This is a genomic window from Lentilactobacillus dabitei, assembly GCF_019061365.1.
Classification (GTDB): Bacteria; Bacillota; Bacilli; order Lactobacillales; family Lactobacillaceae; genus Lentilactobacillus; species Lentilactobacillus dabitei.
In genome coordinates, this window is the sequence record NZ_JAHPPD010000006.1 from 23841 (window position 1) to 46754 (window position 22914).

Below are 22914 nucleotides of genomic sequence, written 5' to 3' on the forward strand. Positions count from 1 at the left end.
GCTGTGTTAACTGAGATGACTATTTTATGAAGCGTAGAGATATTCAACAAATATATGCAGAAACATACCGAAGACGCAAGGCGACAAAAAAGGTTCTATTCGGCATTTTTCTATTAGTGGTTGTGATTGCTCTGGGCTTTTTTGTTGTCCGTTCACATGAAAAGCATGAACTTGAGAAGTACCCAATTCGTGGGGTGACCATCAACCAAACCAATGGCTATATTGATTTTGAGAGTTTGAAAAGTGATGGGATCAGCTTTGTTTATTTGAAGGCTACACAGGGCGCAACGTTTACCGATGACAGTTTTCAGAGTAACTTCGAACGCAGTCAGGGCTCCCAGTTACCAGTAGGGGTCTACCACTATTTCAGCTTTAGTAGCTCACCAACTGCGCAATTCAAAAACTTTGTCCGTGCTGTTCAGGATAATACCGGGAGTTTGCCGATCTGTATTGCGATTCAATATTACGGCACCTATGGGGAAAACAGTCTGCAATGGAAAACAGTTCGAAAAGATGTGGCCAGTTTGAGCGATCGCCTGAGAGCCTACTATAAGCGCCCAATCGTGATTTCAGCGACCCGAAGTATCATTGACCATCTTCACGTTCAAGCGACTGGGAAGCGTCAATTTTGGCCCACAGATGCCCAAATAGGGAAACCAAATGGGGATGCCACCTTTATTCAAGTCAATCAGAAGGAAGATTTTAAAATGGATAAGCAAATTGTCTTTCTCCCAATGTCTGTGTTTAACGGTGGAAAAGGGAAGTGGCATCGGTATCTGAATTAGCGTGCGCAGAGAGCAAAAAAGGCAACCCAGGTCATCCTGAGGTTGCCAATTGCGATATCTTTAATTTTGTTTAACCGTTTGTTAAATCGTACGTAAAGTTTTCTGATTCATCATAGAATTTGACTGGCCTGGCTTCATTCCCCCGAATTTCTAGTTTATAGCCAAACTTGTCAATGTATGACAGTTCATACTTCGTCATTGATGAAACCTTTGCGGACATGTCCTGACCATCAATTGTCAATTTTAAATCTGGCTCAATGACAATTTCATGCTCTCGATTTCTGCGATCTTTAAAGAACCAGCTGCCCACAAAGAAACGTGGATCGACGGCTGGCAATTCTTTCTTTGATGCTTTTGGTGTGTGAAACAGACCAAACCCCAGTGAAATTAAAAATAAAAAAATGCTTCTTTTCCGCATGGTAAACCATCCCCTAGCTTGTATTCATCTCAGATTATAACTGATTAATATAACAGACCTGCTGAAATTCGTTTTCATTGTATTAAAACCTTGTTACAATCTAATTAAGAAAGGGTGGATAAGATGATTAAATTAGGAACGATTGGAACTAATTGGATTACACAGCAGTTTGTTGAGGCTGTGAAGCTGTCCAAATCATATGATCTAACCAGCGTTTATTCACGTCATGAGGATACTGCAAAAAAATTTGCAGAAAAAAATGGCGCGGCAGAAATCTTTACGGATTTAGATGCCTTCTTTGATGATGGTGTTTTTGATACAGTCTATATTGCTTCACCAAACAGCCTCCATTTTGAACAGGCTAAGCTTGCAATTTTGCATGGCAAAAATGTGATCGTTGAAAAGCCGGCATTTATGAATCAGAAACAAATGGCTCAAATTCAAGAGATGTTGGCCGACCATCCAGATGTGTTGTATTTTGAAGCAGCTCGAAATATTCATACCCCGAACTTTCATGCCATTGAAGCGCAACTCGCCAACCTGGACACCGTTCAGGGAGCGGAGTTTACGTATTCAAAATACTCATCCCGTTATGATCAAGTTCTGGCCGGAAAAGAACCAAATGTCTTTTCATTGAAATATGCCGGTGGTGCCTTGCAGGACCTTGGCGTTTACACAGTCTATGATGCGGTTGCCCTGTTTGGGATGCCGCAGGAAGTGGCCTATTTTCCCCAACTGATTCGAACCGGGGTTGACGGTAAGGGAACGGCAATTCTGTCTTATCCTGAATACAGCGTTACCCTCAATTTCTCTAAGGTTTCAAATTCTCATATGACGTCTGAAATATATGGTCTTAAGGATTTGATTTCAATTGACGATGCCGGTGAACTAAGATCAGTCACCTATGTCGATGAAGACAATAATAAGCAGGTGATCGCCAATACAATCGATGAGAATCCAATGCTGCCAGAGGCTGAGGACTTTGCCCGAGTGATCAATGATCCAACGGCCAAACAGAATCACGAAGATTATGAGAATTGGCGCCAATTGAGCATGTATGTGAATAAACTAATGTTTAATCTGCGACAAGATGCGCACCTGTATTTTGTTGGTGAAGAAGCATAATGAACGGAGAAAAGCTTTGATAAGAGAGTTTGAAGAACACGCACGACAATTAGGCTACAAGGAGCAGACAGCTATCCAGAAAGCTGTTTATCAACCATTAAAAGATGGTAAAAGTGTCCTCGGGCTGGCACCTACTGGATCGGGAAAGACGGTTGCTTTTGCCGTTCCATTGTTGGAGAATATTCACCCAGAAGATGGTTTGTCATTGTTGGTGGTGGAACCGTCTGCTGAACTGGCGATGCAAACCCAGCAAGTCTTAAGTGACTGGGGGAAATTGATCGGCTTAAATGTCGAAGGAATTGTCGGTGGTGCCAATATTAAACGACAGATGGATAAGCTGAAAACTCATCCAAACGTCATCGTCGGGACCACCGGGCGAATCATGAACCTAATTGACCTCGGTAAGCTGAAGCTGGATTCATTAAAAGCGATTGTGATCGATGAAGCTGACAATTTATTGAGTGAGGATACGTTAGATTCCATTCGGTCGCTGGTAGACTTGTCACCACAGACGGTGTCACTTGGCTTTTTCTCGGCTACCAGGAGTGACTTGCTGGATCATCTCAATCGTTGGTTTGTCCAAGAGATTGAGACGTTTGATGTGTCTGATATTGACGATACCAGAGGTGAAGTGAGTCATACACTGTTAGAAGTATCCAACCACAAGAAGGAACAGATGCTCCTGCGCTTTTTGCATATGAAGGACTTCAAGGCGTTGGTTTTCTTTGATAAAATGGATACTTTAAAAAAAGTCGGTGGCTTTTTATCTCATCGTCATATCAAAGAGGCAGCGGAGTTGACGTCTGAGCAGCGACAAACCAGCAGACAAAAGGCGCTCAAGGATTTTCGCCTCGGACGGGTCCGATTACTTCTGACGACGGATGTTGCTGCGCGAGGAATTGATATTCCTAAATTGCCAGCGGTTATTAATTTTGATCTCCCCAAAGACCCGAAGACTTACATTCACCGGGTGGGGCGAACTGGTCGGATGCATGAAACCGGTTTGGTTATTAACATGGGTGATGATCATGACCTGCGTAATTTGAAGAAGCTGGTTCGAACTGACGGTTATGAATTGACTAACATCTACTTTGACGGGAATCAATTATCGGCGACTAGACCAAAAGACCCAGTCAAATTGTCCAACGAAAAAAATGGATCTTCAGAAAAGACTGATGCGCAAGCTTCGAAATCGAAGTCGAGAAAGAACAATCAAAACAAAGTCAATCAGTCGATTAAATCACATTCGGGCAAGAAGAAGCATAAGCATTCCAAACGAAAAGGGATGCACCATAAGCGCACTGAAAAATAATGTCTTTACACAACACGCTTAAAATGAGAAAATTAAGTCGTGTTGTTTTGGCCCCATAGCACAACTGGATAGGGCACCCGCCTCCTAAGCGGTTGATCCCGGTTCGAGTCCGGGTGGGGTCATCAATAGGTAACAAAAACGTAGCAAACTGGAATTAGGCAAGTTAATTCCAGAATTTAACGACAAAGGACAAGCATTCTTGAGGTTGGAATGGTTGTCCTTTGTCGTTAAATGGTTGAAGGCAGCAGTTGGCGTAGCTCTCAGTTTAGGCGCATCAGTAAATAAAACGGTGGTCATCATTAGAGGATTGGTTGATGATTAACCCCTTACTTTTAGTTACCATAAATCCTTGGAGGACGGCGTTCTTCGAAATCTTGCCGCATTTAAACACACTGTTGACAGTGGATTTGAGCCGATTATTCGACTTGCTAATTTAACGGTTATGTCTATAATTATTATTAATTGAGTATTATCATATCATTTTAGTTATCTAAATCGTTCATCATAAAAGTTGAGTAGGTAGAAACTTTTGATTTCTGGTATAAAAAGATTAACAAAGTTCATTTCACCAGCGTTGCTTGCCACAATTTTGTGTGCAGTCATCGTTGGTTATTTGGGCTCTTCGTCAACTGTTGTTGGTGAAGAGCCGGAAAATCCCCTTGAGCCTCTATTTGTTTATCCATAAAATTCACATCAACGTTCGGGCACATACCACCAGAATAACAATCATGATTGCTGCCATGGCCAGTAATTTGAAGCCATCATTTCTGGTATAATATCCATCTGGAAATTCTTCCCGTTTTTTGCGTAATATTTGTCGGTTAATATGTTGATTCATTTAGTTGACCACCTTATTGACTTGATGACTTATGATTTTCGCTATTCCGAAAGACCAGCCATTTGGACCAGAAATAATTGATTGCGATCACGATAATGTTTTCCATAATCTTAACCAAAATTTGATTTTGATGCATCAGCGTAATCCCAATCCAGAGCATCAAGAACTCTAAGAACAACGTTGCCAGACGACCGCTGAAAAACGAGACCATTTCCACTAAGTCACCCATTAATGATTTGGAGGGCGAGTGGAAGACGAATGCTTTATTGGTTAAGTAAGAAAAGAGAACACTTAAGATCCAAGCAATTGTCGCGTTAATGATATAGTTCCAACTGGTAAATTGGTGAAGGAACCAAAAGACCGCAACGTTGATAACAGTGGTTGCCACGCCCCAAAAAGCATAGGCAATCAGTTCCTCGTACTTATAATACAGTAATTTGAATTTCTCGATCATGTTAACGTTTCTCCGCGATCACAAATTTTGGTCGGTGCTTGGTTTCTAAGTAAATTTTGCCGATGTAGGTTCCAAGAATTCCCAGACTGAACAGTTGAACTCCACTGAGTAGCAGGATAATTGAGACCATTGATGCCCAACCATTGACTGAGCCACCAAAGAACATTGCCCGAATCACAACAAAAATCAGGCCCAAGATTGAGAGAAAACTGATAAAGCCACCAACAACTGTTGCAAGTTTTAAGGGAACATCTGAAAAGTCCACGATTGCTTCCATCGAATATTCAAAGAGTTGGAATAGTGACCAGGATGTTTTGCCAGCTGCTCTTGGGACGCCTTCGTATTCTAAGTATTTGGTTTTAAATCCGACCCAGGAAAAGATCCCCTTGCTGAAACGATTGTACTCAGGCAATTCCAGAACGGCATCGACATATTTGCGACTCATGAGTCGATAGTCACGGACATTTTGCTTCATTTCAACCTTTGACATTTTGTTGATGATTTTGTAGAAGCTAGCGGAAAGAAATGCCCTGATGAAATTCTGCTTTCGACTGGTCTGCACGCAACCAACCACATCATAATCTTGCTTGGGATCTTCTAAGATGTCGACCATCTGTAGCAACAATTCAGGTGGATCTTGAAGGTCAACGTCCATGACAGCCACATAGTCACCGTGGGCATTTTTGAGTCCGGCTGCAAATGCCGATTCCTTACCGAAGTTACGGGAGAATGAAATGTAATGAACTTCGTCTGGATGGGCGGCATTTAATTTGCGCATAACATCAAGGGTGCCATCGGCTGACCCATCGTTGATGAACAGATAGTCGGGCTTGTACTGTTCGTCGCGGGTTGCGTTTAGCTTGGCAAACACCTTTTCGGTCGTATCGTAAAAGAGTTCAACGGTTGGTTCTTCATTAAAACAAGGGACAATTAGACTGATCGTCTTCAAAATAAACCTCCAAAAATATGTCTAGTTTCATGCTAAAAGTGCTGGACTTATTTACAGCCAGCTTTGATTTCGTGTAAGATTGTTGGTAAGCTTAAATTTGCTTGGAATCAATCCGGCTCCGAAAATGATGAGCAGTGAACGACTTATGTAAAGATAATTTTAAACGTGATCCACTTTTTTTCATCAATACTCAATATTACATCAACAGATTATAACATATGCAAAACTGATAAAAAATAAGCGAATGTTAAGATTTAAACGGATTTGTTATAATAAAAGTCGAATAAGGGGAGTTTAAAAATGAAGCCAATCAAGGTTATGACCATCTTTGGGACACGTCCTGAAGCAATCAAAATGGCACCAATTATTTTATTAATGCAACAGCACCAAAATGAATTTCAGCCAATTACCGTTGTTTCAGCCCAACACAGAGAGATGCTGGATCAAGTCATGGCCGTTTTCCACATCAAGCCCGATTACGATCTGAATATCATGAAGCAAAATCAAACATTGAGTGACATTACGACTCGGGTCATTACCGCGCTGGACGCAATCATCACCAAAGTTCAACCGGATATCATTTTAGTCCATGGCGACACCACAACGACTTTTGCCGCCAGCATTAGTGCCTTTTACCATAAGATCAAGATTGGTCACGTTGAAGCGGGATTGCGGACATGGAATAAATTGTCGCCATACCCAGAAGAGATGAATCGACAGCTGACCGATGTTCTGGCAGACTTATATTTTGCACCCACTGAACTTAGTCGGCATAATTTGCTTAAGGAAAATCATCCCGATAATGAGATCTTTGTGACCGGGAATACCGCAATCGATGCTTTGAAACAAACAGTGACCCCAGATTACAAGCATTCAGTTCTCGATGAACTTCAGTCAAACTCGAAAATGATCCTGTTGACGATGCATCGGCGAGAAAATCAGGGTGAACCCATGCTGCGGACGTTTAAAGCCATCAGAGAAGTCGTCCAGACGCATCCAGGCGTTGAAGTTGTCTACCCGGTCCATTTAAGCCCAACCGTTCAAAAAGCCGCTCACGAAGCATTTGATGGGGTTGACGCCGTTCATTTGATTGCGCCACTTGATGTTTTGGACTTCCATAACATGGCTGCCCGTAGTTACTTCATTATGAGTGATTCAGGGGGTGTGCAGGAAGAGGCACCATCACTTGGCAAGCCAGTGTTAGTGTTGCGGGATACGACGGAACGCCCAGAAGGAATCAAGGCCGGTACTTTGCGGCTTGTTGGAACAGATCCGAACGAAGTCAAAAAGCAAATGATCATGTTGTTGGATGACCCGAAGGAATATAAACGAATGGCAGAGGCCAAGAACCCCTATGGGGACGGTGAAGCGTCTGTAAGAATTTTAGCCGCTATCAAACAGGAATTAAAAGCCAAACAGGAATTACAATCGTAAAAGTGGGTTTGATATGAAATCAATGTATGAAAAAATTAAAAATTTCATCACAGTCCTCATCGGCAGATATTCATCCGGAAACGTATCGGATTCAGCTGCCGTTTTGGCGTTTTATTCACTTTTATCGATTTTCCCAATCTTCTTTGTGGCCGGCAGTTTGTTAAACCTCTTTCATATTCACATCCAAGAGGTTTCGGTGTATTTAGAGCCGATCTTTCCAGAGCGGGTGTACGCCTTGTTGGAGCCAGTGATTGACTCCACCTTACAAAGCGGGGGTGCCAGTCAATTATCTGTTGGTTTGATTGTGACAATTTGGTCTGCGAGTCGAGCGGTTGCGGCATTTCAACGAAGCATTAATAAAACTTACGACGTTGCTGAAAATCAGACGGCAATTGCCAACCGGATCATTTCGTTTATCTGGATGTTGGTGTTGATCTTGGCTGTTATGGTGATGATGCTGCTCTTTGCGTTTAGCCAAATGATCTTTAACTGGCTGAACCCAATCATCCACACGCCTGGTTGGATCATGCAATTAATTGCAACGGTTAAGTGGCCGATTACCATCGCAGTTGCCTGGTTTCTCTTGAGTCTGCTATTTTATTTCGTACCGACTGCCAAAGTGAAGTTTCGTTATGTTTGGGTAGGAGCCTTAGTGGCAACAATTGGCTTAATGTTATTGGCCCAAGGGTTTACTTATTATTTGAGATTCTTTGCCCGACGGATTGATACCTATAAAACGATTGGAACCTTCATTGTTTTAATGTTCTGGCTGGACTTTTCAGGGGTCATCATGTTATTTGGCGGGGTTTTAAACGCCACAATTCAGCAAATTTTTCTTGGGGATATTCAGGAGCAGCCGGATGCATTTGAACAGGTAATGAAACAAGCTCGGCGGATTGGTCGTCGCGGTGGTAAACGTCATCGACGGCACAAAAAAAGTGGCCGCACAAAAGGTTAGTTTTGTGCAGTCACTTACTGTCAAGTCGAATAATCGTCGTTAGGCTTGAACCTTGGCAATCAATTCTTTGGCAAAGGTATCCAGCTTGTTGATGTCGTCTTCGTCAGGTTCCAAGTTGATTTTGACATTCTCAGATCCCTTGGTGGCACCGGCTTGCTTGAAAGCTTCATCAAATTTGTCAACTGAGGTGTTGTAGTATTCTTCGTAGAAGGTATCACCCGAACCGGCCACCCCATAGATTTTACCTTTTAAGTCTAAGTCGGATAGGTCGTCGTAAAAGTCCGCGCCTTCTTCGGGTAGGGCACCTTCATCGTAGGTATAGGGACAGACAACACAAATATCAACATTTTCAAATGCGGATGGATCTGTTTGTGAAATTTCAGTTTCTTTAACGTCAACGCCATTATTTTCGAAATATTCAGTCACAATGTCAGCGATGTCTTCGTTGTTTCCGGTAATTGTTGCATAAACTACGTGAGCAGTAATCATAGCACGTCATCCTTTGTTTTAATTTAACCTTAGTATATCAAATTGAAATGGCAAAGTGAATTTAACATCGAAAGGCAGGGATTCCGATGGTTGAAAAAATTACCAAAATTGAAGCTCAAAAACGTGAGGGCCGCTTTAATATTTATGTTGATGGTCAATACGCGCTGCCAATGAGTGAGGAAGTTTTAATCAAATTTCGTGTGTTCAAAGGCATGGAAGTCGATAAAGATCTCATTGAGAAATTCAAGCACGCAGATGATCTGTCAAAATTACATAGCAAGGCGCTGAATTATCTGGCCCATAATCTGCGGACGGAATACGAAGTCCGAACGAAGCTGGCCGAGATTTCCGAGGATCCGGATGCCATTGACCGCGTGATTGATCAGCTAATTGACCAACGGTTGGTGAACGATGCCAAGTATGCGGAAAGCTACGTGCGGACCGTTGTGAGAGAAGAAAAGAACGGTCCGGATTGGATTCGTCGCCATCTAAAGGAAAAACGGGTCGCGAGTGACGCGATTGAAACGGCAATTGACCATGAATTCCCGGAAGATGAGGTTCTTCGAATCGGCGTTGAAGTGGCTAAAAAGCAACTGAAAATTCACCACCAAGACGCTGCCAAGATGGCGATTAACAAAACGAAAAATTTATTGATCCGGCGGGGATTCCCGTATGGCGATCTGGATCAGATTATGGATCAACTAGATACTGATACATTAGTTGGTGATGATTCTGAATTAATCGATCGATTTGCGGAAAAGTATTGGCAGAAATACGCAAAATTTGATGATTATGAACAAAGCCAAAAAACCAAACAAGCCCTGTTTCGAAAGGGATTTACCATGGATGATATTACGATTGCTTTGGAGAAGTTGGCTCGAAGTTAATTTCATTCGGAAAATACCCCCTATTCTGATATAATCATAATTGGATTGGTAACAATCGATGCTAATAGCTTAAATCAGAAAGTGGGTAGCACAAATGCCACGGATGCAAAGACTACCAAAAGAAGGGGACTTCATTGCGATTCAAAGCTATAAGCATGATGGAAGCTTGCATCGTATTTGGCGAGATACGATGGTATTAAAAACTGGTGAAGATTCACTAATCGGTTGTAATAATCATACTCTGGTTACTGAAGACGATGGACGTCATTGGGTGACGAGGGAACCGGCATTGGTATATTTTCACAAACATTATTGGTTCAATGTTGTGGCGATGATTCGCGATGATGGCATCGCGTATTATTGTAACTTGGCCTCTCCTTATGTCTTGGATAAGGAAGCACTCAAATATATTGACTACGACTTGGACGTGAAAGTTTTCCCAGACGGTCGACGCAAGTTATTGGATGCGGATGAATATTTGGAATTCAGTAAGCGCTGGAATTATGGTCCAGAAATTGATCATATTCTAAAGCGCAATGTCCGGATTTTAGTTGACTGGATCAATAATGAAAAGGGACCTTTTTCAAAGGAGTTTGTTGCCATTTGGTACGAGCGCTATTTGGAACTGTCTCGTCAATATAAATGAAGATGACCTCAGAATGTAGATGATCACTGGTTGGCAATGGCTGACTGGTGATCATTTTTGATTGGGGATGTCAGGATGAATTACGTTCGTGCGGATTCTGGTAACCAAGGTGGAACGGTATTTGACTAAGTGGAAAACAGCCTATGGATCACTTGCCAGGCTAATGGGTCTATCGGTAACACCTGATATCCTGATTTCTACCGCTTGTCCGAGCACTCTATGGTACAATGGTTTCACACACAAAAATGAGTGAGGAGTCGATAATTTGCTTGAACGACTTAAAAATTCTTCCTTGATGTTTTGGTCAGCCGAAATTTTGGTCGTCGTGGCCATCATTTGGGTTTGCACCAAAATCAGCTTTTTCTTTTCCCCAATTGGGGTTTTCTTCTCGACAATTTTTATTCCACTGTTATTGGCAGGCATTCTTTTTTATATGCTGAATCCAATTGTTAATTTGATTACTAAAATGAGGCTGGGGAAACATCGAATTTCTCGGACCTGGGCAACGACTTTAGTCTTTTTACTGCTGCTTGGTGTTATTGCTTTGATTGCGACAGTCTTTATTCCCAAAATTGTAGATCAGTTAGTTACATTGGCAAATCAGGTTCCTGGGGCGGTGAATGACGGTCAGCACTTGCTTGAAAAAATTTTTAAGCAAATGAATTCTCAAACTTATCTTAAACAGATTGATTTCACCCAAATTACTGATAAATTTTCCAAGAATATCAGCGGTTATGTGAACACCATTTTTAATGGGTTGACGACGGGGATCGGTGGCATTATTTCCGCTGCGGCTAATGTGGTGATCATTGCCGTTACTGTGCCGGTTGTGCTGTTTTACATGTTAAAAGACGGCTATCGACTGGCCCCGACGCTTAAAAAGCTGTTCCCAGAAAAGCATCAGGATCAAACAATGGCGCTTTTGTATGAGATGAGCCACACGATTTCCAAGTACATTTCAGGCCAAATGATTGAGTGTTTGTTTGTTGGAACCTTCACGGCAATCGGGTATCTGATCATTGGCACCCCATATGCTTTGTTATTAGGGGTAGTCGCCGGGATTTGCAATATTATTCCTTATTTGGGACCCTACATTGGAATTGCGCCAGCATTGATCGTTTCTTTCTCACATGGCGGTTTCTGGGGCGTTATCTACAACATTATCGTGGTTTTGATTGTCCAACAAATTGATGGTAACTTGGTTTATCCAAACGTTATTGGTAAGTCGTTGGAGATTCATCCACTCACAATTATTATTATTTTGTTGGCTGCTGGAAATATTGCCGGCTTAATGGGAATGATTTTGGCAATTCCCCTTTACGCCGTCGTTAAAGTGGTTGTCGTCCATCTGTGGAACATTTATCAGTTGGATTGACCCGTCAAAAGGATTAATAATATTTAATAAATATTGACGTTGACGTGGTTTATGCTACTATTTAAGATGTGTTTATTTTCAGTTTGACTAATATTAGAGTAATGATTAAGTAGGAGATTTTATGAAAAAAGTAATTACGTATGGAACGTTTGATTTGCTTCACAAGGGTCACGTTCGTTTATTAAAACGTGCTAAGGCACTTGGTGACCACCTCACCGTTTGCTTGTCATCAGATGAATTCAACGCTGAAAAAGGTAAGAAAGCATACACGTCATACGAAGATCGAAAATACATCCTGGAAGCAATCAAGTATGTTGATGAAGTGATTCCTGAAACCAACTGGGATCAAAAAATTCACGATGTCCAAGATCGTGATATTGACATTTTTGTTATGGGTGACGATTGGAAGGGAAAGTTTGACTTCCTAAAGGATTACTGTGAAGTTGTTTATTTGCCAAGAACAGAAGGCATCTCAACCACAAAGATCAAAGAAGACTTAGGCCTTACGGATACCAAAGACTGGCAAGCTTAATTTAAATGACTTATGACGAGGCTGTTAACAAAACGATGTGTTTTGTACCAGCCCCATTTTATTATGAGGGTAATTAGGACAGCTGCTCCAGGCAGAAGTCTGCAGGTAAGCACCTCAAACAAAAATTCCCCAAACCGGAATTTCCGTTCGAGGAGACTTACGCTCCGACTTCTAACCGCCTGGATCCGCTCACTTTATTAGGATAGCTCCGTAAAGCAAAAACTTCCACCTAAGCACCTTTTACAAAAGTCCCAGGACCGGGGCCTTCTGAAAAAGGAGACTTAGGTTCCAGTTTCTAACCTGCGCTCACTTTATTAGGACAGCTGCACAAAGCAGGGATCTGCAGGTAAGCACCTCAGAGAAAAATTCCAAGACCCGGAATTTCTCTCTGAGGAGACTTACCTTCCAATCCCTAACCGCTTTGTTCCGCTCACTTATTTTTTAGGAGGATAAAATGCAACGAGCAATTTTTTTGGTCAGGTCAATTCAAGGTATCAGAAAGACAACGTTCCGAAGCCGTTTGATGGCCTTGGCCAACAGTAATTACCAAGTTGTTGTGTTACTTGCAATGACGAATTTTGATGAAATCTGGCAAGCCAAGCGCGAATTTGAATTGATCAAATTGCCGGCTGAGACGCAGAACATCAGGTTGATTAATTTGGCTGATATTTATGCAGATCATGACGGGATTGCGTTGACTAATGACGATTATTTAACACCAGACCTCACCCAATTGAAGAGTTATGAGTCGCACGCCGGTAAGTTGCCGGTGACCCGCTTTGTGGGGGCCGATGGTAATATTGTAGCTGAAACCTTATTTGGTGAGGATTCAACCAGACTACATACAATTTTGTTTGATAAAAACAGCCGCATTGTTCAGATTAATAATTATGATAGCGCTGATAAACTCTTTGGGATTGAAAAGTATACCAATAATTCATTGGATGAAAGTTTATTGTTGAATGCCAAGGGACAATTAGTCTTTAGATTTACCAACTATTTGCAACCACAAAAAACGACGTATGATCTCACGGATTCATCAGTGATTCCGCTGCCAGCTGAGTTAACGGCGCTTCCAGGCCAAAAAGACGATGACATGTTGAAAAGCTACGAAGCCCAGGGAGTGTCAACAATTACCAAAGCTGTTTCGTACACGAATTATCGCCGTTACGATGATATCAATGCATTCTACCATCAAGTGCTGCTTAACATGGACCTTGAAAATGCACAAACATACGTCGACATTGATCACCTGGTTGAAGCTGCCAAATATTTGCCGGGTAAACGAATCTTTAACTATTAAGGGGACATAAAATTGCGAGCGATACTTTCCGGAGTTCATCAAAAAAAGGGACTTCAAGTTTTAGAATTTGAATTACTGGATGTGACCGGCTCTTTGGAGCAGGCCTATATGTTATTTGTTGAAAAGAACAGTTTGGCCTCCATCATGAAGCCGATCACTAAGGTTCTCAATCATAATATTGTCCGGGTTAATATTGATGCCCAGGACTTTCATTTTGACATGGCCGACCAAACTGAATTTGAATGGCAAATTTTTATGGTCAACAATGGCATCGATCATACCAATGTGATTCAAGTTGAAAGTGAATATTTGAGTGATCGTCACCAGTTGGAACTGACCAGTTACTATCAATTCAACAGCGATGCGCAAGGGATGGCACTGTTTAACATTCGGACTCACCAGTCTGATGAAGATTTCATGATTAACTCGGTTAACTTGACGGATACTGACCTGGAGTTGACGGGTTACAACAAGATTAATGGAATCAAGATTAAGAACCAACGGATTATTTTGAGAAACCAAACCAATAACGGCAAATTGGAATATCCGGTTTCTAAAAAGATGTTCCAAGGGATGTTCACCGTCTCGATTCCGCTCACAGATATTCCTCAGAATTCAGTGGGCGAATTGTATATCAAATACAATCTTGAGGGCAACGAGATTACTCAAAGATTGATCATTTCGAAATCACTGAGTGGCCAGTCCACCATTGCCCAATTACCTGGTAACCGGATGATCACCTTAGAGAAACGGTTTGATAACGGTATTTTGGTTAAAGAATTTCTTGGTGCATCCTTGCTGCAAAAGATTAGCGCTGCCGGTGGCAAGGCCCATGGTATCATCGATGTCATCCGAATGGTTCAAGATAAATTAAATCTTGCCCGAATGCGGTTCTTATTTAGATCAGGCCATTCGCCATACGAAAATACGACAATTATTTTTGAAAGTTTTGGCGGCCGGCAAGTGAGTGACAGTCCGTATGCAATCTATAAAGTGTTTAAGACACTTTATCCCGGGATAAATATGATCTGGTCGATTGACCGCTCACAGAAATCATTCTGTAAACAAAACGGAATTGCTTACGTGGTTCGCCGGACTAACAAGTGGGTACGAATACTTGAAAAGTCTCAATTCTGGATCAGTAATGCCCGGTTCCCAACTTGGGTCAAGAAGCCAAACTATGTCACTTATATTCAAACTTGGCACGGGACACCATTGAAGAAGTTGGGGCTGGATATCGAAAATGTTTCGATGCCAGGAACAACAACCGCGAAATATCATAAGAATTTTGTCAGGGAAGCTAATCGTTGGGATGCTTTAGTATCACCTAACGATTACTCGACTCAAATTTTCCGGTCGGCCTTTGGTTTTAACAACCAAATTTTGAAGATTGGGTATCCTCGAAACGATGAATTAATTAATACAAATCCCGATGAGATTGTCGCAATCAAAGAACAACTTGGAATCCCGCTGGACAAAAAGGTTGTGATGTATGCGCCAACTTATCGAGACAATCAATTTGCTGAGAAGGGCAAGTATACATTTGAACTCCCATTTGATTTGGACGATTTCCGTAAATCATTTGGGGATGATACGGTCTTGATTTTGAGAATGCACTATTTGATTTCGAACGCTTTAGACATTTCGAATTATTCTGATTTTGTGTATGACTTCTCAAATTATCCAAACATCAGTGACTTGTATTTGGTATCAGACCTATTAATTACTGATTACTCTTCGGTGTTCTTCGATTATGCCTATTTGAAGCGGCCAATCCTATTCTATCCATACGATTACCACTTGTATAAGGAGGAACTTCGCGGATTTTACCTCAACTACGAAAAGGATTTACCCGGTAAGATTGCTGGAAATTCAAAAGAATTGTTAGCAGAAATTAATCATGCTTTGGCGCATCCAGATATGAGTGCCAACCAAAAATTCATGAACTTCTATAATCGTTTCTGTGCAATTAACGATGGTTTAAGTTCACTGAAAGTGGTTAATTATGTGATGCACCAAATCGAAAGTGTCTAGACGGGTGTGTTGAGTAGACAAGACGGGCTTGAACGAGCTATTAAGCAGCAATTGAGCGTTATTTAATTAGAAGGGTACGCCAGTGTGATTGCCGCCAAGGGAACTCTTTATGTCGGCGACGCGCAATAAACGGTTGATCCTTGCTATTTAATCGAAAACAGACTGGGATAATCGTTGCTTTGATCCCAGAATTGAACGAAATGGATCAATTATTCCTGGTGGGATAGTTGGTCCTTTTTGTTAAATGACCAGAATCAATCATTTTGGCCGCTTTTCTACTAATAACAGAGACGATCCACGCGAATGATTACTGATCGGAAATTGACATATGGTCTAGCCTCTTTCGCATGGATTCTAAGAACAAGTTGCTTTTTGTGACAATTTCAGTCTCAAAAGTATCCAACTATTCACTGTTCAACACTTATGCTGGCAAAATCATAACCACAACTAGGAGCGTGGTCGAAAACGTGTTAAAATTAATGAGTTATTGACTCGTCTGAAAGGAAGTTAACATGAATACCCAACAATTAAAAAAGGAAGACAGCACCCGGCGCACATTTGCGATCATTTCTCACCCCGATGCCGGAAAAACGACTATCACTGAACAATTGCTTTTGTTTGGTGGAGTTGTTCGTACTGCAGGTACCGTTAAGGGCCGAAAGACCGGCAACTTTGCTAAATCCGACTGGATGGAAATTGAGCAGAAGCGTGGAATTTCCGTTACCAGTTCTGTGATGCGGTTTGATTATGCCGGCAAACGGATTAATATTTTGGATACCCCTGGGCATGAGGATTTCTCCGAGGATACTTATCGGACTTTGATGGCCGTTGATTCAGCCGTAATGGTGATTGATTCGGCTAAAGGAATTGAGCCGCAAACTAAAAAATTGTTCCAAATTTGTAAGATGCGGGGAATCCCCATTTTCACATTTATGAACAAGCTTGACCGGGATGGCCGTGAACCCATGGATTTGATTGATGAATTGGAAAATGTTTTAGGCATTGACGCTTACCCGATGAATTGGCCGATCGGAATGGGAAAGACCCTCGATGGGATTTATGATCGTTATAATCATCAAGTTGAGCTATATAATCATGATCATGATAAGGACAGCACAATTGTCAAATTGGATGATCACAACAATCCGATCAATGATCCAGAACTGGCTGAAAATGATCAATTTCAAGAAACTAAAGATAATATTGACTTACTGGATATGGCCGGTAATAAATTTGACGAAGCTAAAATTGCCACGGGAGATTTAACACCGGTATTCTTCGGTTCAGCCTTGGTAAACTTTGGGGTTAAGACGTTCTTTGACGCTTATTTGAAATATGCGCCAGCTCCAAGTGCCCATAAGACCGAGGAAGGCGATGTGGTTTCCCCAGATGCTGATCGTTTCTCTGGATTTGTTTTCAAGATTCAGGCTAATATGAACCCTAATCACCGGGATCGAATCGCTTTTGTCAGAGTTTGTTCCGGTGAATTCGAAAAGGGGATGGATGTGAACCTCTATCGGACCAAGAAGAAGTTGCGGCTGTCAAACGTGACTGAGTTTATGGCAAATACGCGTGAAAATGTTAAGACGGCTGTTGCCGGTGATATTATCGGTCTTTATGATACCGGAAACTTTCAAATTGGTGACACGATTTATACGGGTAAATCGCCGATCGAATTCGAAAAGCTCCCACAATTTACACCGGAGCTGTTCGTGCGGGTTTCTGCAAAAAATGTCATGAAGCAAAAATCATTTCATAAAGGAATTGATCAACTCGTCCAAGAAGGGGCTGTTCAGATCTATACTTCTTATACGACCAATGATTACATTCTGGGAGCCGTTGGTCAGCTGCAATTTGAAGTGTTCCAGTTCAGAATGAAAAATGAATATAACTCTGAAGTTAATATGGAATCCCTTGGTCATAAGATTGCCAGGTGGATTGATCCAGACCAACTTGATGAAAGAATGTCATCCTCGCGAAATCTATTGGTGAAAGATCGGGCTGGCAATCCATTATTCTTGTTTGAGAATGAATTTGCCTTGCGATGGTTCAAAGATAAGTATCCAGATGTAAAATTAACTTCTAAACTATAATTTTTGGAAAGAAGAGATTCACACATGGCTACAAAACATTTATCAGCTTGTACCACAATTTTGGTAGGTAAGAAGGCCTCGATCGACGGGTCGACAATGGTTGCTAGAAATGATGACACATTTTTGCCACTGACACCCCAACGTTTCTACGTTGAACCGGCCGTTTCTAATCGTGACGAAGTTTGGGTATCTAACCAAAATGGGTTTAAAGCCCCACTACCCAAAAATGGCTACCGGTATTCATTGACCCCCAATGCAGACGTTGCTAAAGAAGGCGTTTACGCTGAAAGTGGATTTAACGAAAAAAATGTTGCAATGAGTGCGACCGAAAGTGTTTATGGTAACGAACGGGCCCTCGCCTATGATCCGTTGGTCAAAAATGGCTTGGCAGAAGACTCTCTTCAGTCAATGGTTTTGCCATACATTGACTCAGCTCGAGATGGCGTCAAATATCTTGGCAATTTGATTAAAAAGTATGGGTCACCAGAAGGCAACGGTGTGATTTTTAGTGATCATAACGAAGTTTGGTATATGGAAATTGTAACGGGACATCATTGGGTTGCTCAACGAATTCCAGATGATGCTTATGCAGTAGCAGCTAACCAAGTTGCGATTCAACAAGTTGATTTTAATGATTCTGATAATTTTATGTCTTCTGACGGGATTCAAGAGTTTGTTGAAAAATATCATTTAAATAATCACAAAACAGGTTTTGATTTCCGGCGGATTTTTGGAACGGATAACGAAAAAGATCGTCACTATAACACGCCTCGGGTTTGGTATGGTCAGCACTATTTCAACCCTGAAATTGAGCAAGATCCAACTTCATCTGACTTACCTTTTATTTGTCATACAGATAAGAAGATCACGGTTGAGGATATTGAATTTGTCTTGGGGTCTCATTTCAATGAAACTAAGTATGATCCTTTAGCACCAGGCAACGAAGACACGAAGACGCTGTTCCGACCAATTGCGATGAATCGGACGCAAAACTCCCATGTTTTGCAGATTCGTAATGACGTGACGGGCGGCTGTTCTGCAATTATGTGGCTCTGCTTTGGGGTACCCGCATTTTCACCATACGTGCCATTCTTTGCTAATGCTAATGATACGGACGAAAGCTATGCCAACACACCATTGCACTGTGATGATGAAAGTGCGTACTGGATGTATCGAAAGTTGTCAATGTTAGTTGAAACCCACTATTCAGAGTTTGCTCAAGATGATGTTGATTTCTTGACGGATTCCAAGGAAAAGCTTCGTCGCCATGTTCAAGATACGATTGATGAAGCAAAGGGCTTGAAGGGATCTGAATTGACGAATTATTTGACAGAGCAGAATCATCAAGTTGTTAAAATGATGAGAATTGCCACGGAGCATTTTAATCATCAGCTGATTGAAAAGGGATTAAACCTTTCGAAGTTAACCTTTGAGTATGATAAGAACCTGTAGTCTGAAAAAATAGCAGCCTACGTTCACCTTCAAAGAGTGGCTGCTTGCAGTTTGGCCTTTGAAGGCATCATCGTGCTAGCAGCCTAGCAATTTAATGCAATGAAATAAGGGCCCCCGACCAAAATCCAGTGTGGATTGATGGTCAGGGGCCCTTTGTGGTGGACAATTTTTTGAGACATTTGCTAAAGTATTTTCAATTACTTGGATCAAAACGGCTATTTGTTACGCTCACAATTTCATTCATCAACAGCCACATAATTTCTAGGGATCACCGAATGATCGGCTAATTCATACCAAATTAAATCCTGATCGTCCACAATTGTTGCGACAATCGAGACTCTGCTGCCATCAAGTAATTCATTAGTTTGAGTTCCATAAGGTTGGTCAAACACCGCAACCGAACGCCCTGGGACAAAACTAATGGTTCCAAACAACCGAACTGGATTGCGGGATGTTTCAGTAATTGGTCCAGCAACTTCTTGAACTGGTGGGTCACTTGGTTCAAGCAGATGATTTTTAATCCATTCAAAGCCGCCAATATTTAACCAGCTGGTACCGTTCGAAGTAATGACGCTACCAAAGACTTTTAAAACCAGGTTCTTTGGCAACCCAGTTCGCAGGATGTGACCATTGGGCTCATCAAACACATCATGGTGGCGCGTTAACTTGACGTAATACTCAACTTGTTGAACCGTTTTCCAGTCGGCCCGCCGATAGGCAAAAATGACTTTTTGAATGTCAGTGTTGAAATGGCCCAAAGTATTGCCTGTACTGGTGATCAATCGATAATTAGCTACATTTGGGCAATCAATTCGATACTTCTTCCCCAATTTGTCACTCAAAATATTGACAGATTGAAGAATGTTGCTAGTATCCGTATCCACAGAATAGATGAGGACCGGCTGACCTTGGCGCAACTCGTAATGAACGGTGATTTCTTGGTCATCATCTTCAAAATAACTTGTGAAGTTATCAATGGCAGTGATGAAATAGTCCGCAAACGTTGGAAATCGAAAATGCAGACGATCACCGCTAAAGCCATTTAAAATGTCTGCCGGGCGAATTTCGTGTTGATTTTCATCCAAATAAAAAATGGAAATTTGTGATTGTTGCCGGCTTTCGTAACTGAAGTCGGTTTTGGCTGGCGCTTGATCAACTGGTTGCGGTTCTTTAACCTGATGATCAGCAGGGGCTGGTTGCACTTCTTTATTTTGGCGGCTATCGGCGGACTGAATTGAGTCAGATCCAGGATCTACGTTAACCGTTTCCCGTTTGTGTCGCCGGTAATGATTGCGACGATTAATGCGATTTTGCCGCGCTTGGGGACGAATGGGGGGAGAACTATTCAATTTTCGTCTAAGCCAATCAATCAGCGTCATTTCGTATCTCCTAAAAGGTTCTATATAAAATTATATCATAATCTAAGGGACTGCGAAATCAAGCGCTTCATAATTGGTGAACAATTCTTTATGGCAAATTCTATGTACTAAAAAAGTGGTCCGAACAATTTGCTCGAATCACTTTTTTGATCAATTATTGATCACTTTTAGTTGAACCATTTGATTTAGTGGCAGGCTTTGCTTCACTGTCAGTCTTAATGACGATGTTTCCTTTACGATCAACATCGGCAGTTAAGCGAGCGGCACCTTCATGGTCAAGATAGTAATCAGCGACTTTATCTTCAACCTGCTCTTGGATCACTCGACGAAGTGGTCGGGCACCCATTGCCGGATTGAATCCTAATTCAACCAACTTAGCCTTGGCTTTATCAGTCACATTAATGAACAATCCTTGTTGGGCAAGCATGTTGTTAACATCATCGATCATCAGCGAAACAATCTTCTGGAGATTTTCCTTTGAGAGTGGGCTGAATTCAACAACATCATCGAAACGGTTTAATAGTTCTGGTTTGAAGTAGTTGGTCAACTTGTCAATGATTGAGTGGGTCTTGCCGGTAGCGGCAGCACCAAAACCAACGTTGGCTTCTGAATCACCTTGGCCGGCGTTACTCGTCATGATAATGATGGTATCCTTAAATGAAACCGTCCGTCCTTGGCTATCCGTCAAACGACCATCGTCAAGGATCTGAAGGAACATGTGAAGAACATCAGGATGGGCTTTTTCAACTTCATCCAACAAAATCAGACTGTATGGGTGACGACGAACTTGTTCAGTTAACTGACCAGCTTCTTCGTACCCAACGTAGCCAGGAGGTGAACCAATCAACTTAGCCACTGAGTGCGGCTCCATGTACTCAGACATGTCAAACCGGATCATGGAATCCTTTGAACCAAATAGTTCATAGGCGAGTTGTTTAGCTAATTCAGTTTTCCCAACGCCGGTAGGGCCGACAAATAGGAATGAACCGATTGGCCGGCCGGTTCCATTGAAACCAACCCGGTTACGACGAATAGCCCGAGCAACCTTTTCAACAGCTTCGTTTTGACCAACGACGTGCTTTTCAAGGTTAGGAGCTAAGTTGCGAAGTTGTTGCTGTTCCTTGGCTTGTAATTCACCAACTGGAATTTCAGTCTTCTCTTCGACAATCTTTTCCATGTCTTCTGCAGTTACTTGCGGGGTATCTGCGGAATTAACGCTGCCGTTTTCCTTGGTCTTTTCAAGCTTACTTACTTGATCACGATAGTAAGCGGCTTTTTCATAATCTTCACTCTTCAAAGCAGCTTGTTTCTGCTTCTCGGCATTTTGAATCTTTTCGTCAACCGTGTGAGGATCAACCGCATTAATGGTCAAATTCTTTCGAGAGCCGGCTTCATCGAGTAAATCGATGGCCTTATCAGGTAAGAATCGATCTTGAATGTAACGGTCGGACAACTTAACTGCTGCCTTAATCGCATCATCCGTGTACTTAACGTGGTGGTAATCTTCATAACGTTTCTGGATACCCTTCAAAATCTTGATCGATTCCTCTGGTGAAGGTTCTTCAACTGTCACTGGTTGAAGTCGACGAGCCAAAGCTGAATCTTTTTCGATATCACGATATTCTTTTAACGTTGTGGCACCGATTAACTGGAATTCGCCACGGGCAAGTGCGGGCTTTAAGACGTTACCAGCGTCCATGCCACCCTCGGCATTTCCGGCACCAACAATTTCATGGATTTCATCGATGAATAGGATGATGTCTGGATTGTCTTGAACTTCCTTGATTAATTGCTGCATTCTCTGTTCAAATTGGCCCCGGATCCCGGTTCCTTGAACAAGTGAAACGACGTCAAGGCGAATAATTTGTTTGTTTTGCAGCTTTGAAGGCACGTTGCCAGAAACAATTTCCTGGGCTAATCCTTCAACAACAGCTGTTTTACCAACTCCAGCTTCTCCAATGAGAACTGGATTATTCTTGGTTCGACGGTTTAAGATTTCGACGACTCGACGGATTTCATTATCACGACCGATAACTGGATCAACTTTCCCATCTCTGGCAAGTTGGGTTAAATTGATACCATATTGGCCGAGAAGTGAGTTGCCATTTTGTTGAGGACCTCTTGGACCGCCACCGTTATTTGGTCCCATTGGTTGGGTAGGCGGAATTTCTTGTTGGGAGTTTGGATTAACATTTCCGTTTTGCATTGCGCGGAAAATGTCGTCTAAGCCACCAAATCCAAATGGATCTTGAGCCATATTTTGAGCACCTCCTGTGTTACGTTGTTTGTTCGATAGGAGTTGATAGCAATTTTGGCAAAGGTTAATTGTTTGCTTTTGACCATTCACACTCGCATAAAGATGAATGGTTGCTGGATTCTTATGGCAATTTTGGCATAGCATTAATTGCTTTCCTCCTTTAATATAGAAAATAAAAGGACAACGAAGGATGA

At 41.9% G+C, this 22914-nt stretch carries 20 protein-coding genes and 1 tRNA gene; 14 read left to right on the top strand and 7 right to left on the bottom strand.

Annotation, left to right across the window (positions count from 1 at the left end; translation table 11 throughout):
• Nucleotides 1-26 precede the first annotated feature (26 nt).
• Nucleotides 27-785: a GH25 family lysozyme gene (locus tag KTE19_RS01735; protein ID WP_217341473.1), complete on the top strand. Its 759-nt coding sequence runs from the start codon at nucleotides 27-29 to the stop codon at nucleotides 783-785.
• 70 nt (nucleotides 786-855) lie between these two features.
• On the opposite strand, the gene KTE19_RS01740 is transcribed toward KTE19_RS01735, so the two are convergent.
• A complete protein-coding gene (locus KTE19_RS01740) occupies nucleotides 856-1203 on the bottom strand; it encodes a DUF4828 domain-containing protein (RefSeq protein WP_217163608.1) in 348 nt (115 codons plus the stop codon).
• Nucleotides 1204-1326: 123 nt separating this feature from the next.
• On the opposite strand from KTE19_RS01740, the gene KTE19_RS01745 reads away from it, so the two are divergent.
• The 3 genes from KTE19_RS01745 to KTE19_RS01755 all read left to right on the top strand — a co-directional run bounded on the left by KTE19_RS01745 (nucleotide 1327) and on the right by KTE19_RS01755 (nucleotide 3762).
• Complete coding sequence (locus KTE19_RS01745) at nucleotides 1327-2328, top strand: Gfo/Idh/MocA family protein (protein WP_217163606.1); 1002 nt, start codon at nucleotides 1327-1329, stop codon at nucleotides 2326-2328.
• Between the two features lie 16 nt (nucleotides 2329-2344).
• Nucleotides 2345-3640 carry a DEAD/DEAH box helicase gene (locus KTE19_RS01750; RefSeq protein ID WP_217163604.1) on the top strand — a complete coding sequence of 432 codons (1296 nt, stop codon included), beginning with the start codon at nucleotides 2345-2347 and terminating at the stop codon, nucleotides 3638-3640.
• 49 nt (nucleotides 3641-3689) lie between these two features.
• Nucleotides 3690-3762, top strand: a tRNA-Arg gene (locus KTE19_RS01755).
• A gap of 566 nt (nucleotides 3763-4328) precedes the next feature.
• Here KTE19_RS01755 and KTE19_RS01760 read toward each other — a convergent pair.
• From KTE19_RS01760 to KTE19_RS01770, 3 genes are read right to left on the bottom strand one after another with little or no spacing between them, the layout of a single operon-like run.
• Nucleotides 4329-4478 (bottom strand): hypothetical protein, encoded by a 150-nt coding sequence (locus KTE19_RS01760; protein ID WP_217163964.1) that lies wholly within the window; start codon nucleotides 4476-4478, stop codon nucleotides 4329-4331.
• A 13-nt stretch (nucleotides 4479-4491) separates the two neighbouring features.
• Complete coding sequence (locus KTE19_RS01765) at nucleotides 4492-4932, bottom strand: GtrA family protein (protein WP_217163963.1); 441 nt, start codon at nucleotides 4930-4932, stop codon at nucleotides 4492-4494.
• Between the two features lies 1 nt (nucleotide 4933).
• Nucleotides 4934-5881, bottom strand: a complete 948-nt coding sequence (locus KTE19_RS01770) for a glycosyltransferase family 2 protein (RefSeq protein ID WP_054748565.1) — start codon at nucleotides 5879-5881, stop codon at nucleotides 4934-4936.
• Between the two features lie 300 nt (nucleotides 5882-6181).
• Between KTE19_RS01770 and wecB the strand changes: the two genes are divergently transcribed.
• Together wecB and KTE19_RS01780 are read left to right on the top strand one after the other, a co-directional pair.
• Nucleotides 6182-7315 carry a non-hydrolyzing UDP-N-acetylglucosamine 2-epimerase gene (wecB, locus tag KTE19_RS01775; RefSeq protein WP_217341474.1) on the top strand — a complete coding sequence of 378 codons (1134 nt, stop codon included), beginning with the start codon at nucleotides 6182-6184 and terminating at the stop codon, nucleotides 7313-7315.
• Nucleotides 7316-7328: 13 nt separating this feature from the next.
• Nucleotides 7329-8273 carry a YihY/virulence factor BrkB family protein gene (locus KTE19_RS01780; protein ID WP_217341475.1) on the top strand — a complete coding sequence of 315 codons (945 nt, stop codon included), beginning with the start codon at nucleotides 7329-7331 and terminating at the stop codon, nucleotides 8271-8273.
• A 39-nt stretch (nucleotides 8274-8312) separates the two neighbouring features.
• On the opposite strand, the gene KTE19_RS01785 is transcribed toward KTE19_RS01780, so the two are convergent.
• Nucleotides 8313-8762, bottom strand: a complete 450-nt coding sequence (locus tag KTE19_RS01785) for a flavodoxin (protein WP_217341476.1) — start codon at nucleotides 8760-8762, stop codon at nucleotides 8313-8315.
• 86 nt (nucleotides 8763-8848) lie between these two features.
• Here KTE19_RS01785 and KTE19_RS01790 point away from each other — a divergent pair, with 86 nt between their 5' ends.
• From KTE19_RS01790 to KTE19_RS01825, 8 genes are all read left to right on the top strand, one after another.
• Nucleotides 8849-9649: a RecX family transcriptional regulator gene (locus KTE19_RS01790; protein ID WP_217163955.1), complete on the top strand. Its 801-nt coding sequence runs from the start codon at nucleotides 8849-8851 to the stop codon at nucleotides 9647-9649.
• A gap of 94 nt (nucleotides 9650-9743) precedes the next feature.
• Complete coding sequence (gene ntdP, locus KTE19_RS01795; protein ID WP_217163953.1) at nucleotides 9744-10295, top strand: nucleoside tri-diphosphate phosphatase; 552 nt, start codon at nucleotides 9744-9746, stop codon at nucleotides 10293-10295.
• Between the two features lie 265 nt (nucleotides 10296-10560).
• Nucleotides 10561-11670 carry an AI-2E family transporter gene (locus KTE19_RS01800; RefSeq protein WP_430681866.1) on the top strand — a complete coding sequence of 370 codons (1110 nt, stop codon included), beginning with the start codon at nucleotides 10561-10563 and terminating at the stop codon, nucleotides 11668-11670.
• A 121-nt stretch (nucleotides 11671-11791) separates the two neighbouring features.
• Nucleotides 11792-12202: a glycerol-3-phosphate cytidylyltransferase gene (gene tagD / locus KTE19_RS01805; RefSeq protein ID WP_008856956.1), complete on the top strand. Its 411-nt coding sequence runs from the start codon at nucleotides 11792-11794 to the stop codon at nucleotides 12200-12202.
• A gap of 454 nt (nucleotides 12203-12656) precedes the next feature.
• Nucleotides 12657-13505, top strand: coding sequence for a hypothetical protein (locus KTE19_RS01810; RefSeq protein ID WP_217341477.1), 849 nt, complete (start codon nucleotides 12657-12659; stop codon nucleotides 13503-13505).
• Nucleotides 13506-13517: 12 nt separating this feature from the next.
• Nucleotides 13518-15539 carry a CDP-glycerol glycerophosphotransferase family protein gene (locus KTE19_RS01815; protein ID WP_217163949.1) on the top strand — a complete coding sequence of 674 codons (2022 nt, stop codon included), beginning with the start codon at nucleotides 13518-13520 and terminating at the stop codon, nucleotides 15537-15539.
• Nucleotides 15540-16051: 512 nt separating this feature from the next.
• Nucleotides 16052-17632 carry a peptide chain release factor 3 gene (locus KTE19_RS01820; protein WP_217341478.1) on the top strand — a complete coding sequence of 527 codons (1581 nt, stop codon included), beginning with the start codon at nucleotides 16052-16054 and terminating at the stop codon, nucleotides 17630-17632.
• Nucleotides 17633-17656: 24 nt separating this feature from the next.
• Nucleotides 17657-19084 (top strand): C69 family dipeptidase, encoded by a 1428-nt coding sequence (locus KTE19_RS01825; protein WP_217341479.1) that lies wholly within the window; start codon nucleotides 17657-17659, stop codon nucleotides 19082-19084.
• Between the two features lie 236 nt (nucleotides 19085-19320).
• On the opposite strand, the gene KTE19_RS01830 is transcribed toward KTE19_RS01825, so the two are convergent.
• Both KTE19_RS01830 and KTE19_RS01835 read right to left on the bottom strand, forming a co-directional pair.
• Nucleotides 19321-20463, bottom strand: a complete 1143-nt coding sequence (locus KTE19_RS01830; RefSeq protein WP_217341480.1) for a MucBP domain-containing protein — start codon at nucleotides 20461-20463, stop codon at nucleotides 19321-19323.
• A 154-nt stretch (nucleotides 20464-20617) separates the two neighbouring features.
• Nucleotides 20618-22864 (bottom strand): ATP-dependent Clp protease ATP-binding subunit, encoded by a 2247-nt coding sequence (locus KTE19_RS01835; RefSeq protein WP_217163941.1) that lies wholly within the window; start codon nucleotides 22862-22864, stop codon nucleotides 20618-20620.
• Between the last annotated feature and the right edge of the window lie 50 nt (nucleotides 22865-22914).

Bases quoted from the DNA above. Each gene is read 5' to 3' on its own strand.
- KTE19_RS01735 (WP_217341473.1), top strand. From the start codon at position 27: ATGAAGCGTAGAGATATTCAACAAATATATGCAGAAACATACCGAAGA.
- KTE19_RS01740 (WP_217163608.1), bottom strand. From the start codon at position 1,203: ATGCGGAAAAGAAGCATTTTTTTATTTTTAATTTCACTGGGGTTTGGT.
- KTE19_RS01745 (WP_217163606.1), top strand. From the start codon at position 1,327: ATGATTAAATTAGGAACGATTGGAACTAATTGGATTACACAGCAGTTT.
- KTE19_RS01760 (WP_217163964.1), bottom strand. From the start codon at position 4,478: ATGAATCAACATATTAACCGACAAATATTACGCAAAAAACGGGAAGAA.
- KTE19_RS01765 (WP_217163963.1), bottom strand. From the start codon at position 4,932: ATGATCGAGAAATTCAAATTACTGTATTATAAGTACGAGGAACTGATT.
- wecB (WP_217341474.1), top strand. From the start codon at position 6,182: ATGAAGCCAATCAAGGTTATGACCATCTTTGGGACACGTCCTGAAGCA.
- KTE19_RS01780 (WP_217341475.1), top strand. From the start codon at position 7,329: ATGAAATCAATGTATGAAAAAATTAAAAATTTCATCACAGTCCTCATC.
- KTE19_RS01785 (WP_217341476.1), bottom strand. From the start codon at position 8,762: ATGATTACTGCTCACGTAGTTTATGCAACAATTACCGGAAACAACGAA.
- KTE19_RS01790 (WP_217163955.1), top strand. From the start codon at position 8,849: ATGGTTGAAAAAATTACCAAAATTGAAGCTCAAAAACGTGAGGGCCGC.
- ntdP (WP_217163953.1), top strand. From the start codon at position 9,744: ATGCCACGGATGCAAAGACTACCAAAAGAAGGGGACTTCATTGCGATT.
- tagD (WP_008856956.1), top strand. From the start codon at position 11,792: ATGAAAAAAGTAATTACGTATGGAACGTTTGATTTGCTTCACAAGGGT.
- KTE19_RS01810 (WP_217341477.1), top strand. From the start codon at position 12,657: ATGCAACGAGCAATTTTTTTGGTCAGGTCAATTCAAGGTATCAGAAAG.
- KTE19_RS01820 (WP_217341478.1), top strand. From the start codon at position 16,052: ATGAATACCCAACAATTAAAAAAGGAAGACAGCACCCGGCGCACATTT.
- KTE19_RS01825 (WP_217341479.1), top strand. From the start codon at position 17,657: ATGGCTACAAAACATTTATCAGCTTGTACCACAATTTTGGTAGGTAAG.
- KTE19_RS01830 (WP_217341480.1), bottom strand. From the start codon at position 20,463: ATGACGCTGATTGATTGGCTTAGACGAAAATTGAATAGTTCTCCCCCC.
- KTE19_RS01835 (WP_217163941.1), bottom strand. From the start codon at position 22,864: ATGCTATGCCAAAATTGCCATAAGAATCCAGCAACCATTCATCTTTAT.